Origin of the sequence: Rheinheimera sp. A13L, from assembly GCF_000217935.1 — a bacterium.
Taxonomy (GTDB): domain Bacteria; phylum Pseudomonadota; class Gammaproteobacteria; order Enterobacterales; family Alteromonadaceae; genus Pararheinheimera.
Genome location: NZ_AFHI01000023.1, coordinates 100,967 through 115,234, shown reverse-complemented (window position 1 = coordinate 115,234; position 14,268 = coordinate 100,967). Strand labels below are relative to the sequence as shown.

Sequence of the window (14,268 nt, the reverse complement as noted above, 5' to 3'; positions counted from 1 at the left end):
AACCCAATTAAAACAACAGGAGAAATCCAATGGCAGATAAAAAAGCTGTCGTGCAGATCGAAGGACAGGCACCATTTGAACTTCCTATCTATTCTGGCACTGCAGGCACTGATGTTATTGATGTTCGTGCTTTAGGTCAGCAAGGATACTTCACCTTCGATCCGGGCTTTATGGCCACGGGCTCATGCGAATCAAAAATCACCTATATCGATGGTGACAATGGCGTGTTGTTACACCGGGGTTACCCAATTGAGCAATTAGCAGAACATTCAGATTATCTGGAAACCTGTTATTTATTACTGGAAGGCGAATTACCAGGCAAAGAAAAGTACGAAGACTTTGTGCATACCATCACGCGTCACACCATGGTGCATGAGAAAATCGCCTCATTTTTCCAGGGCTTCCGTGTTGATGCTCACCCTATGGCTATGCTCTGTGGTGTAGTAGGCGCGCTTTCTTCATTCTATCACTCAGACCTGGACATTAACGACCCGGCTCAGCGTAAACGCAGTGCCCACCGCTTAATTGCCAAGTTACCTACTATCTCTGCCATGGCGTATAAGTACACTGTAGGTCAGCCTTTTGTGTACCCACGCAATGACTTAACTTATGCAGAAAACTTCCTGCATATGATGTTCTCTGTACCAGCTGAAGATTACAAAGTCAGTCCTATTGTTGCTAAGGCAATGGACCGCATTTTTATGCTGCATGCAGACCATGAACAAAACGCTTCAACTTCTACTGTACGTTTGGCCGGTTCTTCAGGCGCAAACCCATACGCTTGTATAGCTGCTGGCGTAGCTTCTTTATGGGGTCCTGCACATGGCGGCGCCAACGAAGCTTGCTTAAAAATGTTACAGGAAATCGGTTCTGTAGACCGTATTCCTGAGTTTGTGGCTCGCGCTAAAGACAAAAACGACAGTTTCCGTCTGATGGGCTTTGGTCACCGCGTTTACAAAAACTTTGACCCTCGCGCCAAAGTGATGCGTGAAACCTGTCACGATGTGTTAAAAGAGCTGAACATCAAGGATCCTCTGCTGGATGTAGCAATGGAACTGGAGCGTATTGCGCTGTCAGACCCGTACTTCATCGAGAAGAAATTGTATCCAAACGTCGATTTCTACTCAGGCATCATTTTAAAAGCCATTGGTATTCCAACCAGCATGTTTACTGTGATTTTTGCTATGTCACGTACTGTCGGCTGGATCTCTCACTGGGACGAAATGTTGTCCGACAAAGGCCACAAAATTGGTCGTCCGCGTCAGCTGTACACCGGCTATACGAAGCGCGACTACAAAAAAGCCTAACCTGCTAATGGGGCCGGATGTTATGATCCGGCCTCATTTGTTTTTGCTTTAGGTTGGCAACCTTGAACTTCGATCTTCCCGCTTTACGGCAACAATTCCCATTTTTTACCGCTCATCCGGATTGGATTTATCTGGATAACGCTGCCACTTTGCATAAACCTCAAGCCGTTTTTGATGCAATGAATCAGTTTTACTGTGCGCAAAACAGTAATGTGCATCGCTCAGCCCATGGCTTAAGCCAACAGGCTACTGCCGCCTTTGAAGCGGCCAGAACCATTGTTGCACAGTTTCTAAATGCGCGTTCTTCCCATGAAATTATCTGGACCAGTGGCACCACAGCAGGTTTTAATCAGTTGGTTTTTGGTCTGATGGGGCCTGTTTTGCAGTCTGGCGATCGTGTATTAATTTCAACTATGGAACATCACGCCAATATAGTGCCATGGCATATTCATGCGCTGCCTTTTGGTGTGGAGTTGGACGTCGTGCCTTTGACGGCAGACCATCGTTTTGACCTGTCTGCCTTTGCAGAATTATTAAAGCTTAAGCCCAAAGTGGTCAGTATCAGCCATGTATCCAATGCGCTGGGGCATATTCAGCCAATAGCAGACATAGCGCGACTGGCCAAGGCTGCCGGCGCTATTGTGGTGCTGGACGGCGCTCAGGGCATTGTCTGGGAAAAAGTTGATGTACAGGCCCTGGATCTGGATTTTTATCTGTTCTCCGGTCACAAGCTCTATGGGCCAACGGGAATTGGCGTTTTGTATGGTAAAACAGAGTATCTAGAGTTGCTGCGCCCGCTACTTGGTGGTGGCGAAATGATTAAAACTGTGAGTTTTTCACAGAGCAGCTGGAACGATTTACCCTACCGATTAGAAGCTGGCACGCCCAATATGGCAGGTGCTATTGGCCTTGGTGCTGCTATTTTGTGGCTGCAACAGCAGGATATAGCCGCGATGCAGCACCATAAAAAAGCGCTGGTACAACGTTTTTATGAGGGTTGTCGACAAATTCCTGGCCTTGAACTGCTATCTGGTCCGACAACCAACGCAGGAATAGTGGCACTCAACCTGAAAAATGAGCACCCTGCCGACCTGGCTACCTTGTTAGACCAACAAAAGATCGCTGTTCGGGCCGGAACTCACTGCGCTATGCCGTTATTTCAGGCACTCAATAGCAAAGGCTCTGTGCGATTTTCTTTTGCCTGTTACAACAGTTTCGACGAAATTGACCGAACTTTGACCGCTTTAGCTACTGCAGTGGAGTTACTTACTGAATGATCCGACCAGATATCTTTACAGAAACTGCTGCTGCGCTAAAAAATATTTACGATACACAACTGCCGGAATTACGTCAGTTGAAAGACTGGCAAAGCAGATACAGAATTTTAATGACGCTGGGCAAAGCATTACCTGTTTTTGACAGTGACGGGCACAGAGATGAGTTTTTGGTTCAGGGCTGCGAAAGCAAAGCCTGGCTGCTGCATTATCAGGACCCTGTTACAACACAGCATTTCTGGGCCTTCGACAGCGATGCCCGCATTGTCAAAGGCTTAATTATTCTGATTTTAGCCCAAGTGAATGGTTTAACCGCAGAAGAGTTCGCCAGGGCGTCACCAGAGTTATTACTAAACGAATTGCAGCTGCAACAAAATATCAGCCCCTCCCGCAGCAACGGTCTGCTGGCAGTGTTAACTAAAATTAAAAATGTGATCTGATTCTAATTTCATTTATTCGCTTTTTCCGCCAGCTTTTTCAGCACTTTTGATACAGCAACAAAAGCAAAGGTGCCTGTTACTACAGTGACAGCACCAAAACCGCCGCTGCAATCTAAACGCATAGGGCCATCCAGTTCAGGTTTGGTCTGACAAACAGTGCCATCGCCTTTCGGATAGACCAACTGCTCAGTGGAATACACAGCATCTATACCAAAACGTCGTTTGGGGTTACGACTATAGTTGTAGTCGCGGCGCAATGTATTACGAACTTTGGATAATAACGGGTCGTAGACTGTCTGGCTTAAGTCGGCCAGCTGAATTTGAGTGGGATCCACCTGCCCGCCAGCCCCACCTACTGTCACTATCGCAATTTTATTACGTTTGCAGTGCGCTATAAGCGCGACTTTAGCTTTGATGGAATCAATGCAATCCACCACATAGTCAAAATCGGTGCTCATCAACTCAAATAAATTGTCAGAACTGACAAAGTCTTCCACCTGATGCACAACACAATCCGGATTAATAGCTTTAATCCGCTCTGCCATCACCGCCACTTTGTCTTTGCCTATGCTGCCCGACAAGGCATGCAGCTGCCTGTTGGTGTTGCTGATGCAAATATCATCCAAATCAATCAGGGTAATTTCGCCTATACCTGAGCGAGCCAAAGCTTCAGCAGCCCAGCTGCCAACACCACCAATGCCCACCACACAAACATGAGCCTTCTGAAACGCATCCAGCGCTTTGGTGCCATACAAACGGCCTATGCCGGCAAAACGTAATAAATAATCGGACACGTAAATTACTCTTTTACTCAACAACTTTAGAGGTTGTTGGTTTTTGATAAGAAGGCCAATCCAGCAATGCAGGTTCTGCCCAATGCTGATTCAGGTGCTGCAACAAGGATGGCGATAAAAACTCTGTGCCATCAGATGGAGGCAACACCAGCTTAATGTCAGTGCCACGCCAGCTAAAATACAGCGCATAAGCATGCAGATAAAGACGATCTGCCACTGTGCCCTGATACAACTCATCCCCAAGAATAGCGGCGCTGACACTTTTTAAAGCAACACGCACCTGATGAGTTTTACCGGTAAAAGGCTTGACCAGAAAAGCTCTGCGCCCTTCCACCTCATAAAAAGCCGAGACAAAATAACTGACCGCTGGATTCGTTAACCTACTGGTCAATTTCCAGGCCGAACGACGCGCCTGCACCATATCGCCTTTGACCCAGCCTTGTTTCTTCTTTGGTTTTTGATCAGTCAGCGCCAGATAAAACTTTTGGATCTGCTGGTTTAAAAACAATTCCGACAATAAAGCAGCCGCTTCGCTACTTTTAGCCAGCAGCAATAAACCTGAAGTGCCTTTGTCTAAACGATGCACAGCATAGAGCTTCAGCCCAAACTGAGCTTCCGCCAAAGCCACTACTCCTGGTTCAAACTCGGAATGAAAACTGCTGCCGGAAGGTTTATCCAACACCAGAAAATCGACATGATCCAATACCAGCTTCAATGACATTTATAAAGCTGCCGCAACCAGACGGGCGCGTTCTAAATCTTCAGGCGTATCTACGCCCACTGCAGGCGTTTCCAGCGCAGTCGCTACATGAATAGCTTCGCCTTGCCACAAGACTCTAAGCTGCTCTAAGCATTCAATCTGTTCCAGCTGTGATGCTGGCCAACTGACATAATCTTTAATAAAACCAGCACGATAAGCGTAAATGCCGATATGACGGCGATAAATATCAGCCAGAGCCGCAGTAAAATTTTTATCGCGATCAAAAGGGATCACAGAGCGGCTGAAATACAAAGCATAGCCATTTTTGTCGCTTTGTACTTTCACCACATTCGGATTTTGCACTTCATCCTGATGTTCGATAGGCACAGATAAAGTCGCCATACGCGCTTTGCTTTGACTGGCTAAATTCTCTGCCACCTGACGGATAATAGCTGGCGGAATAAAAGGCTCATCGCCCTGCACATTCACCACCACAGTATCATCGGCCAAACCTAATAAAGACACCACTTCGGCCAGTCGCTCGGTGCCTGAATTATGTGCTGGGCTGGTCATACAAACTTCGGCACCAAAGCCTTCACACAGTTGCTGCACCCGGACATCGTCAGTGGCTATAACAACCCGCTCAGCTCCACTTTTAATGGCCTGACGGTACACCCGCTCAATCATACTTTGGCCAGCAATATCGGCCAGAGGTTTGCCAGGTAAACGACTGCTGGCGTAACGGGCCGGAATAACAACCAGAAAACCTGAAGTATTCATAGCTTCGTTCAGGAGCGCCATTTCTCAGCCTCATCCAGACTTAAAGTGCGGGCTTCTGAACTTAACAGCACCGGAATATGTTGTTTCACCGGATACGCCAGACGGTCTGCAGTGCAAATCAGCTCCTGCTTTTCTTTGTCCAGTTTCAGTTTGTTTTTACAAAGTGGACAAGCAATGATGTCCAGTAAGGCGATATTTAAAGCCATTAGTTATCTCTCCATTGGTTCAGCTGTTGCTGCAACCAGAATTTAAATTCATCCGGTAATTGAGCTTCGACCGGCAGGTAATACCAATTGGGTTTGGCAAAAGCCCGGCATTTGACCGCATCTTTTTCAGTCATCAATAGTGGGCCTTCAATGCCCGCTAAGGTTTGTTCATCAAAAGCATAATGATCGCGGAAAAACTCTGTGCTTTTAATCTCAATACCAAAGCTTTTTACCGTATCAACAAAACGTTGTGGATTGCCTATAGCTGCCACTAAAGTCACTGCCTGCTGTTGCCATGCCGTTTGACCATCCAAAGCAACAGGAGTAACAGGTTGTAACGCCATTTTATACTGAGCGGACTGGAATTCGCCGCTATTTACAATAACCGCATCGACACTTTGTAAACGTGATACTGGTTCACGCAAAGGTCCTGCTGGCAATAACTGCTGATTACCCAGTCCACGCTGACCATCAATCAGCACTAACTCCAAATCACGTTGTAGTCTGTAATGCTGCAAACCATCATCGCTAATGACAATATCGCAATCCGTGGTAGCGAGCAGATATTGTGCTGCGGCAACACGATCCGGACAGACCACCACAGGACAACCGCTTTTACCTGCTAATAACAAAGGTTCGTCACCCACATCAGCGGCTAAATGCAAAGAAGTAACCCGCACAGGTTCGGTGATACGGGCACCATAACCCCGGCTGACAATACCAGGAGTAAACCCCTGTACTGTTAAAAACTGACAGAGCCAAAGGGTAAAAGGGGTTTTGCCTGTGCCTCCAACTGAAATATTACCGACAATAACAACTGGTTTTTCCACAGCAAAAGATTGAAACCAGCTGCGCTGATAACCAACACGGCGAATAACAGCCACCAGCCGATACAACAAACTCAAAGGCCAAAACAACAGTGTAAAAGGATGCTGTTTATACCAGCCGCGCTCCCACCAGTTCATCAGACCTCGCTAAATTGCATTTTATACAGCTGAGCATAGTAGCCATTTTGCGCCAGCAAAGACTGATGAGTGCCCTGCTCTACGATCTGGCCCTGATCCATCACTAAAATCTGGTCAGCATTTTCAATAGTAGATAAACGGTGTGCTATGACAATACTGGTACGGCCTTTAAACAACTCTTCTAAAGCCCCCTGTATTTTACGCTCTGATTCGGTATCCAAAGCTGAAGTGGCTTCATCCAGAATAAGTAAAGGAGCCTGACGTAATAAAGCTCTGGCTATGGCTATACGCTGGCGTTGACCACCGGATAAAGTCACACCATTTTCGCCAATTTCTGTATCCAGCCCTTGTGGCATCTGGTTGACAAACTCCATCACATGAGCTTTTTCCGCCACGTTAATTAAATGCTCGCGACTTAATTCACCACGATAACCATAAGCGATATTATTGGCGATGGTGTCGTTAAACAGTACCACCTGCTGCGAGACCACAGCCATTTGTCCACGTAGTGAGTCCAGCGTGCAGTCTTTGGCATTGATGCCATCCAGCAGAATTTCACCTTGTGTTATTTCATAAAAGCGCGGCAATAAGTTGGAAATAGTAGTTTTACCGCTGCCGGAGCGACCCACTAAAGCCACAGTCTGGCCAGGTTCCACTTTGATATTGATCTGTTTTAACACCTGTTTTTCATGACCAGGATAGTTAAAGCTTAAGTTCTTTATTTCAATGGCGCCTTTTACCTGCCCAAGCTCGATAGTGCCGGTGTCCTGCTCTGGTTTTTCATCCAACACTAGAAACACATTAGTGGCAGCAGCCATACCACGCTGGAAATCACTGTTCACTGTCGTCAGCTGTTTAAGCGGTTTCAACAACAGCATCATGGCGGCCAGAATTTCGCTGAAAGTACCAGGGGTTAAGGTATCGAGCATGGCCGGGAAGCTGGCCAGATAAATCACAAAAGCCAAAGCAAAAGAAGCGATCAGCTGCACCAGCGATACACTGATGGAACGGGTCGCTTCCATTTTGACATCCAACTGGCGGTTACGATTATTCACAGCTTTAAATCTGGCGTTTTCCAGCCCGGCAGAACCAAAGGATAAAATCACTTTATGACCATTCAGCATTTGCTCTGAACTGGTAGTCACATCGCCCATGGCATTTTGCATATTGCTACTGATTTTGCGAAAGCGTTTTGACACTTGAGTCACGATCACGGCGATCACTGGCGCTATCACCAGAAAAATAAGCGACAACTGCCAGCTGTTATAAAACATCAGGCCCAGACAACCTAAAACAAAAACACCTTCGTGAATAAGCACCATCAACGCTTTACTGGAGGCTTGTTTAATTTGCTCTGCATCGTAGGTGATTTTGGAAATCAGCTCGCCAGTCGAATGTTTATCATGATAACTGACAGGTAAGGCGATCATCTGACGGAATAATTGCTGGCGTAAGTCTTTGACTATATGAGTGCCAGCCCAGGTTAAGCAATAACTGGAAATAAAATGAAACACACCGCGCAGGAAAAACATACCCACTACAAAAACCGGCGCCCAGGCCAGGTAATTCATATCTTTTTGGGTAATGCCTCTGTCGATAAAACTGGAAAACTGCGAAATAAAATACACGTCGACGCAGGCATAACCGGCCATACCCAACATGGCCAGCGCAAACCCGGCTTTATAGGGCTTTAAATACTGCAGCAGGCGTTTAAAAGTGCTGATTGAACCTGTTGTTTGTGAAGACAAATCTAACCCCAAAGAATATGAAAACCGCCGCCATTCTACCTTGTTGTTTCGGCTCTTTCAGCAATTGTTCACTGCTTTTGCAGCCAAAATGGCAAAGGCTGCTGCCGGTAAGGCCAGATATGTAGCTGCTGCTCCGTTATTTCAATCCGAATAGCGCCCTGGTCTGCAGTGTTTAGCAGCGGAATTTGCAACAAAGACAACCGGGCACGCACTTCTTTACTCGGATGGCCATAGGCATTGTTCGCCGCAGCGCTATTGAGGGCTAACAACGGCTGGACTTGCGCTAAAAAGCGCAGGTGGCTTGAGCTCTTGCTGCCATGATGGCCCAACAGCAACAGATCTGTCTTCAAATCAGGCTGAACACTGAGCAGCTCTGCTTCCACTTTGCTGCTGATATCCCCCGTTAATAAAAAACGCCATCCGACGGCCTCTACAGCAAGCACGCAGGATGAGTCATTGCCTTTCGGCTTTGCGTAGGCACTTTGAAACGACCATAGCCTGGCATCCAGATAAGCAGCAGGCAAAGCTGAACAAGGCTGCTGCGGATAACCTGTCTGAAAATCAGCAATTAACCGCACCTGAGGGTAAGCCTTTAGTACTTCAGAAAAAGCACCTGTATGATCGCTGTCCGCATGGCTTAAAACTAAATAATCCAGCTGACGTATGCCCTGATAATGCAGATACGGCAGCACATAAGCTTGGGTTGCATTAAAACTGCCATACACAGGCCCAACATCGTACAGCAGGCCTCTGTCGCCTTTTTGCAACAACACAGCTGTACCTTGCCCGACATCAATCATATGTAATTGCCACTGCGACCCTTTGGGCCATAACAAAAAAACAAAAGGCAACAGCAGTAAACTCAAGCGCAATCTGGGGGCAGAACCTGGCAGGAAAAATACAGCAACTAACAGCAACGCCACCAAAAGCGCAGAAAAAACCGTCTGAGCAGGCAATAGCCACCAATAGTCCATCGCCGCACCGTACAGAAGCCAATGGTAAAGCGGCGCTAAAATCAGATCAGCCAGTTGCCAGTGCCATACCGCATGTGCAGGCAACACCAGCTCCAACAGCAAGGCGATAAGTAAATAAGGAATAACCAGCAAAGAACACCAGGGCACAAAAATCAGGTTGGATAACAAAGCTAAAGGCGCTATGCCATGGAAAAATAGTAAAGTAGGCGCACTCATCAAAAGCGTCATCAGCGCCTGAAACTTAATAGCGTGGCGAACTCGGCCCCTAAAGCTATGATCCAGCAAAGGATAACGCCAGACAAACAAAAAAATAAGCGCCACCGCATAGACCGTCAGCCAAAAGCTGATACTCATCACCCACAAAGGGTTCAACAGCAATAGCGAGCCACAGACCAACAACCAGCTTTGACTATAACTTAAACGCCTGTGCTGTTGCATCAGGTACACAGCCAGGATCAGCGCAACCAAAGCACGTAAGGTAGGTATAGCAAAACCTGCCAGCAAGCTGTAATACCAGGCGGCCGCTAAAGCAACAAAAGGAGCCCACTGGCGGCAGACTAACAAGCTCAGATTGATTTTTGCCAGCAACAGCATCAGGCCATAAACCCAACCAAACAACAAACCAATATGAAAACCGGATATCGAAATTAAATGCCCAAGTGCTGTCGCCTGCAAACCTAACCATAGTTCATCGCTAAAAGGCCGCTCACCCAGAGTTAAAGCAGTGATCAAAGAAAAAGAAGGCAAATCACCAATTTTTGCTTTTAAACGCTGATACAACTGCTGACGGTGATCCCATTGAGGCTCCAGCAAGACCGCATCTTTTACAATGCAGTTGGCAATAAGGCCGGGCACATAGGCATTGGCCTCCACATAAGCAGAGCCTGGATTGGCAGGCGCCCTAATTGCTTTACAACGTACTTTAAACCACCAGTGCTGCCCTTGGCCCAGGACCTGTGGCGCTTCCTGCCAGCGCAGTCGTAACAAATAACCCTGGTGTGGCCCTTCATTGATTTGCCATAAAAATCTGCTGAAGTCTTCATTTTGTTGTCTGATACTCACCACCTGCCCTTTCAGCCAGGGATCGGACAAGCTAAGTAACTGCTGCGTATGCAACTGGTGCTGTTGTACTTGCCACAACCAGAGACTTAAAGCGCAACAAAGCCCGGTAAAAAACAGTAAACGGTAGTACAAAAAAATCAGGATCAAAGATAACAAAAAAATAAGCCACAAAAGGGCTGGCACTATTGGTAAAAATAATGACAATAGACATCCGCTGATCACGCCGATGAAAAAACGGTTCACGTTAATTTTTCATTAATGAGTTGTAATGGCAAAGAATCTAATTAAGAAATATCTACCAGATACAGAAAAAATCAAGCAACACCCGTCGCTAAAAATTTTTGGTGATTTGTTGCATGACAACAATTTGTGGCACTTTAACCGCCGTTCAGCCCGTGGCGCTTTTGCTGTGGGTTTGTTTGTTGCCTTAATCCCTATGCCATTTCAGATGGTGTTAGCTGCGGCTTTAGCTATTTTATTCAGAGTAAATTTACCCTTGTCGGCAGCTTTGGTCTGGTTGACCAACCCTTTGACCATGGGGCCCATATTTTTTATTTGTTATCAGTTGGGAGCGCTGATCCTGGGTCATCCAGGCCATCATGTAGAGCCTCAGATCAGTGTAAGCTGGTTGATAGATAGCCTGGATACCATAGGAAAACCTTTCCTGTTAGGCAGTCTGATTATTGGCTGCACCCTGTCGGCTTTGGGTTATACGCTGGTGGATTATTTCTGGTGTTTGTCGGCAAAAAAATCCTGGCACAACCGCATTAAAAAACGTCAGAGTGAAACTAAAACCGACTCGCTCTGACGTTTTTTTATCTTCGCCTGCCACTTGGCGCCAGAAACTATCGTTGTCCTAACACAAAGGCTGGCTGCACTTTGCTGGCACTTAATGCAGGATAAATAGTCGCCAGTAAACTCATCACCAGCGCTATGCCTATGGTCATCACCACTTGCATAGGTTCGATATGAGAGGGCACATAATCAACAAAATAAATGCTGGAATCCAGTAAGCTAAAACCGGTCAGGCTGGTAATAAGGCGAAACAGCGGCTCTATTTGCCAGGCCAATAACAAGCCCACAATGCCACCAACTAAAGTTCCTGTTAAACCATTCAGCCAGCCAAGCCACATAAAAGCTTTCACTATGCGGGTTCTGGGCATGCCCATAGTCAGCAGAATAGCTATATCCCCTTGTTTTTCACGCACTGCCATCACTAAAGTGGCGACAATGTTAAAGCAGGCCACAGCCAATACCAGCACTAATACCAAATACAGAATACTGCGCACCATCTGAATATCGTTATACAAATGGCCCTGAGTGCGGAACCAGTCCAGCATATAAACATAGTCACTCGCCTTGTTGCCCAACTCTCTGGACAACAAAGGTGCGGCAAAAATATCGTCAATCTTAAAGGCAAAACCCTGAACAGCACCCTGCGGGTAGTTCAGCCAGGAGCCTAAAGCAGCAATATCCACCCAGGCTTGCTGGTGATCCAGCTGGCCGCCAATACTGACGATGGCGGATACGGTTAAACTGACATGCTTATGACTGGCCAGTTTGCCATCCGCAGTCACTTGCGGCAGCATCAGTTGCACTTCGTCCCCTATTTTGGCCTGTACTTCGTCGGCTATGCCTTTGCCAAGCACAATCTGATGCTCGTCTATCTGGCTTAAATTCCCTGCGACCACAAAAGAGCCTAAAGCACTGATACCTTGCTCCAGCTTTAGATCAATGCCCCTTAAACCTGCGGCTTTGACTTTAGCACCACTACGGATCATGGTATTGGTTTTGATATATGGCGCGCCCGCCACAACACCCGGATGCTGTTGCAAAGGCTGAATTTTTTTCCGCCAGTTCTGAATAGGGTCCGACACTGCCTGCAATTCAACATGAGGAATGACCGACAAAAGTTTGTCTTTTAATGCCAGCTCAAAGCCGTTCATCACGGATAAAGCCAGAATAAGAATAGCCACACCAAGGCCAATACCTATAGTAGAAGAGGCCGCAATAAAACGGATAAAGGCATTGCTGTTACGGCTTTTGCGATACCGCTGCGCCAATTGCCAGGACAAACTAGCCATGAGGTAAGCCATCCATCGTCTTGCCCAGGTGTCCATCACGCATCCAGTATTGCTGATCCAACTTTTTCGCCAGAGCCAAATCATGGGTCACCACAATAAAGCTGGTTTTCAGCTCCCGGTTTAATTCACGTAACAGCTTATAAATACTTTCTGCGGTTTGATGATCCAGATTACCAGTAGGCTCATCGGCCAGCACTAATGCAGGCTCTCCCACCAAAGCCCGGGCTATAGCAACACGCTGACGTTCACCACCGCTCAATTCAGCAGGCCGGTGATCAACCCTGTGTCCTAAACCCACACGTTTTAACATAGTGGCCGCTTTTTGCTCAGCGTGTTCGTTAGACTCGCCACGAATAAGCAACGGCATAGCCACATTTTCAAGCGCAGTAAAATCCATCAGCAGATGGTGAAACTGATAAATAAAGCCCAGTTTTTCATTACGGAGTTTTGCTTTGGCATTGGCCGATAACTTAGCCACAGCTTTGCCCAATAAGGTCAGTTCACCACTGTCCGGCTGATCCAAAGTGCCTAAAATATGCAACAAGGTGCTTTTACCCGAACCTGAACTGCCGACTATGGCCAGCATTTCGCCCGCTTTGACTTCAAGATTGACCTGATGCAAAACCGGAGTGACATTTGCACCATCTCTGTAACTTTTATTGATTTGACGGGCCGTTAAAATACTACTCATCTCTTAAAATCTCTGCAGGTTGTACTTGCACTGCCCGCCAGGCTGGATACACCACAGCCAATGCCGTCAGCACCAAAGCTGATACCACTATAAAAAAGATTTGCACGGGTTGAATATCCACAGGCAAAGCCACCCCGGCCACCACACTAATACCCAAAAGTGACAAAATACTGTTGAGCTGCCATGCGATCACAATACCGGCCACAGCACCACTTAAGGTGCCAAGCAGGCCGTTATTCATACCCTGTACGGCAAAAACGGTAAAAAGCTGAGCGTCTGTCATACCCTGAGTTTTTAAAATGGCCACTTCACGTTGTTTTTCTGTGACCATCATCACCAAAGCGGACACTATATTAAAAGCCGCTACGGCCACTATCAACAGTAACATCAGCCACATCATGGCTTTTTCCATAGCCACGGCTGCAAATAATTTGCCATGACTATCCCGCCAGTCTGTGACTTTTTCCACAGCCGGGAATTTAGCTATCTCATTGGCTAACACCGGAGCACTAAAAGGCTCAGTTAAACTCAAACGCCACTGCGGTGCATCTTTGAGTTTAGTGCCCAGTCGTTTTAAATCAGGCAAATGCAACAACGCCACACCGTTATCTACTTCAGAGCCGGTATTAATTAAACCAGCGACAGTAAATAAACGTTGGCGTGGCAACCAGCCCATAGGCGTAAAACTGCCCCCTTCAGCCAGCAATAACCGAATTTGCTGACCAGGACCAACCTTTAATTCATCAGCAAGACCAGCACCTAAAATCACAGAATAAGGCTGAGCCGCTAAAGCAGACCAGTCACCGGCCACCAGAGATTGTTGTAAAAAGGACGGAATGTGATCCGGCTCTATGCCTTGCAGTAACACTGCCGTCAGTTGACCCGGGCTTTGTGCCAATGCCTCCAGTTGCAGATAAGGTGTTGCCTGCTGAATCTGTGGGTACTGCTGTTGCAAAGCTGTGACGTCAAGCTGTGGTTCTGACGCGCTTTGCACTATTAAGTGGGGGATCACTCCTAAAATACGTTTTTTAAGTTCAGCTTCAAAACCGTTCATCACAGAGCTGACAATAGTCAGCGCCGTCACACCTAAAAAAATACCTGTGACAGAAAACAGCGTAATAAAGGATAAAAACCCATGTCCTTTCCGGCTCTGGCTGTAACGCAAACCAATACGGACACTCAGGGGGAATTGCAGGCTTTTCACAGACTTCCACTTGGGTTGGTGAAGAAATTGCTGCGATAA

The 14,268-nt window shown here is 46.9% G+C and carries 14 protein-coding genes; 4 read left to right on the top strand and 10 right to left on the bottom strand.

Features of this window, described 5'->3' with window-relative positions:
• The first annotated feature begins 29 nt into the window (after positions 1–29).
• The 3 genes from RHEIN_RS12985 (at position 30) to RHEIN_RS12975 (ending at position 3,021) form a co-directional block, all read left to right on the top strand.
• On the top strand, positions 30–1,307 hold the full coding sequence (locus tag RHEIN_RS12985; RefSeq protein WP_008899431.1) for a citrate synthase: 1,278 nt from the start codon (positions 30–32) through the stop codon (positions 1,305–1,307).
• A gap of 62 nt (positions 1,308–1,369) precedes the next feature.
• Positions 1,370–2,584, top strand: coding sequence for an aminotransferase class V-fold PLP-dependent enzyme (locus RHEIN_RS12980; RefSeq protein ID WP_008899430.1), 1,215 nt, complete (start codon positions 1,370–1,372; stop codon positions 2,582–2,584).
• The gene (locus RHEIN_RS12975) at positions 2,581–3,021 is read left to right on the top strand and encodes a SufE family protein (protein ID WP_008899429.1); all 441 of its coding nucleotides are present in this window, start codon (positions 2,581–2,583) and stop codon (positions 3,019–3,021) included. The genes RHEIN_RS12980 and RHEIN_RS12975 overlap by 4 nt, the downstream gene beginning before the upstream one ends.
• Before the next feature lie 8 nt (positions 3,022–3,029).
• On the opposite strand, the gene tcdA is transcribed toward RHEIN_RS12975, so the two are convergent.
• The 7 genes from tcdA to RHEIN_RS12940 form a co-directional block, all read right to left on the bottom strand.
• Positions 3,030–3,815: a tRNA cyclic N6-threonylcarbamoyladenosine(37) synthase TcdA gene (gene tcdA, locus RHEIN_RS12970; protein WP_008899428.1), complete on the bottom strand. Its 786-nt coding sequence runs from the start codon at positions 3,813–3,815 to the stop codon at positions 3,030–3,032.
• A 13-nt stretch (positions 3,816–3,828) separates the two neighbouring features.
• Positions 3,829–4,536 (bottom strand): pseudouridine synthase, encoded by a 708-nt coding sequence (locus RHEIN_RS12965; RefSeq protein ID WP_008899427.1) that lies wholly within the window; start codon positions 4,534–4,536, stop codon positions 3,829–3,831.
• Positions 4,537–5,316 carry a 3-deoxy-manno-octulosonate cytidylyltransferase gene (gene kdsB / locus RHEIN_RS12960; RefSeq protein WP_008899426.1) on the bottom strand — a complete coding sequence of 260 codons (780 nt, stop codon included), beginning with the start codon at positions 5,314–5,316 and terminating at the stop codon, positions 4,537–4,539. It abuts the gene before it with no gap.
• Positions 5,304–5,501 carry a Trm112 family protein gene (locus tag RHEIN_RS12955; RefSeq protein ID WP_008899425.1) on the bottom strand — a complete coding sequence of 66 codons (198 nt, stop codon included), beginning with the start codon at positions 5,499–5,501 and terminating at the stop codon, positions 5,304–5,306. The genes kdsB and RHEIN_RS12955 overlap by 13 nt, the downstream gene beginning before the upstream one ends.
• A complete protein-coding gene (gene lpxK, locus RHEIN_RS12950) occupies positions 5,501–6,466 on the bottom strand; it encodes a tetraacyldisaccharide 4'-kinase (RefSeq protein WP_008899424.1) in 966 nt (321 codons plus the stop codon). The genes RHEIN_RS12955 and lpxK overlap by 1 nt, the downstream gene beginning before the upstream one ends.
• Positions 6,466–8,214 (bottom strand): lipid A export permease/ATP-binding protein MsbA, encoded by a 1,749-nt coding sequence (gene msbA, locus RHEIN_RS12945; protein WP_040555183.1) that lies wholly within the window; start codon positions 8,212–8,214, stop codon positions 6,466–6,468. Before msbA ends, lpxK begins: the two co-directional genes overlap by 1 nt.
• Positions 8,215–8,282: 68 nt before the next feature.
• Positions 8,283–10,454 carry a DNA internalization-related competence protein ComEC/Rec2 gene (locus RHEIN_RS12940; RefSeq protein WP_008899422.1) on the bottom strand — a complete coding sequence of 724 codons (2,172 nt, stop codon included), beginning with the start codon at positions 10,452–10,454 and terminating at the stop codon, positions 8,283–8,285.
• A gap of 64 nt (positions 10,455–10,518) precedes the next feature.
• Between RHEIN_RS12940 and RHEIN_RS12935 the strand changes: the two genes are divergently transcribed.
• Entirely contained in the window at positions 10,519–11,058 is a 540-nt protein-coding gene (locus tag RHEIN_RS12935; RefSeq protein WP_008899421.1) for a DUF2062 domain-containing protein, read from the top strand.
• Between the two features lie 37 nt (positions 11,059–11,095).
• On the opposite strand, the gene RHEIN_RS12930 is transcribed toward RHEIN_RS12935, so the two are convergent.
• From RHEIN_RS12930 to RHEIN_RS12920, 3 genes are read right to left on the bottom strand one after another with little or no spacing between them, the layout of a single operon-like run.
• On the bottom strand, positions 11,096–12,334 hold the full coding sequence (locus RHEIN_RS12930) for a lipoprotein-releasing ABC transporter permease subunit (protein WP_008899420.1): 1,239 nt from the start codon (positions 12,332–12,334) through the stop codon (positions 11,096–11,098).
• Positions 12,327–13,025, bottom strand: a complete 699-nt coding sequence (gene lolD / locus RHEIN_RS12925; RefSeq protein ID WP_008899419.1) for a lipoprotein-releasing ABC transporter ATP-binding protein LolD — start codon at positions 13,023–13,025, stop codon at positions 12,327–12,329. The genes RHEIN_RS12930 and lolD overlap by 8 nt, the downstream gene beginning before the upstream one ends.
• Positions 13,018–14,229, bottom strand: a complete 1,212-nt coding sequence (locus RHEIN_RS12920) for a lipoprotein-releasing ABC transporter permease subunit (protein WP_008899418.1) — start codon at positions 14,227–14,229, stop codon at positions 13,018–13,020. Before RHEIN_RS12920 ends, lolD begins: the two co-directional genes overlap by 8 nt.
• Positions 14,230–14,268: the final 39 nt, after the last annotated feature.

What these genes read in the sequence shown, in the direction of transcription:
- RHEIN_RS12975 (WP_008899429.1), top strand. Translation starts at nt 2,581, where the DNA reads ATGATCCGACCAGATATCTTTACAGAAACTGCTGCTGCGCTAAAAAAT.
- RHEIN_RS12930 (WP_008899420.1), bottom strand. Translation starts at nt 12,334, where the DNA reads ATGGCTAGTTTGTCCTGGCAATTGGCGCAGCGGTATCGCAAAAGCCGT.
- lolD (WP_008899419.1), bottom strand. Translation starts at nt 13,025, where the DNA reads ATGAGTAGTATTTTAACGGCCCGTCAAATCAATAAAAGTTACAGAGAT.
- RHEIN_RS12955 (WP_008899425.1), bottom strand. Translation starts at nt 5,501, where the DNA reads ATGGCTTTAAATATCGCCTTACTGGACATCATTGCTTGTCCACTTTGT.
- RHEIN_RS12985 (WP_008899431.1), top strand. Translation starts at nt 30, where the DNA reads ATGGCAGATAAAAAAGCTGTCGTGCAGATCGAAGGACAGGCACCATTT.
- RHEIN_RS12965 (WP_008899427.1), bottom strand. Translation starts at nt 4,536, where the DNA reads ATGTCATTGAAGCTGGTATTGGATCATGTCGATTTTCTGGTGTTGGAT.
- lpxK (WP_008899424.1), bottom strand. Translation starts at nt 6,466, where the DNA reads ATGAACTGGTGGGAGCGCGGCTGGTATAAACAGCATCCTTTTACACTG.
- RHEIN_RS12935 (WP_008899421.1), top strand. Translation starts at nt 10,519, where the DNA reads ATGGCAAAGAATCTAATTAAGAAATATCTACCAGATACAGAAAAAATC.
- kdsB (WP_008899426.1), bottom strand. Translation starts at nt 5,316, where the DNA reads ATGGCGCTCCTGAACGAAGCTATGAATACTTCAGGTTTTCTGGTTGTT.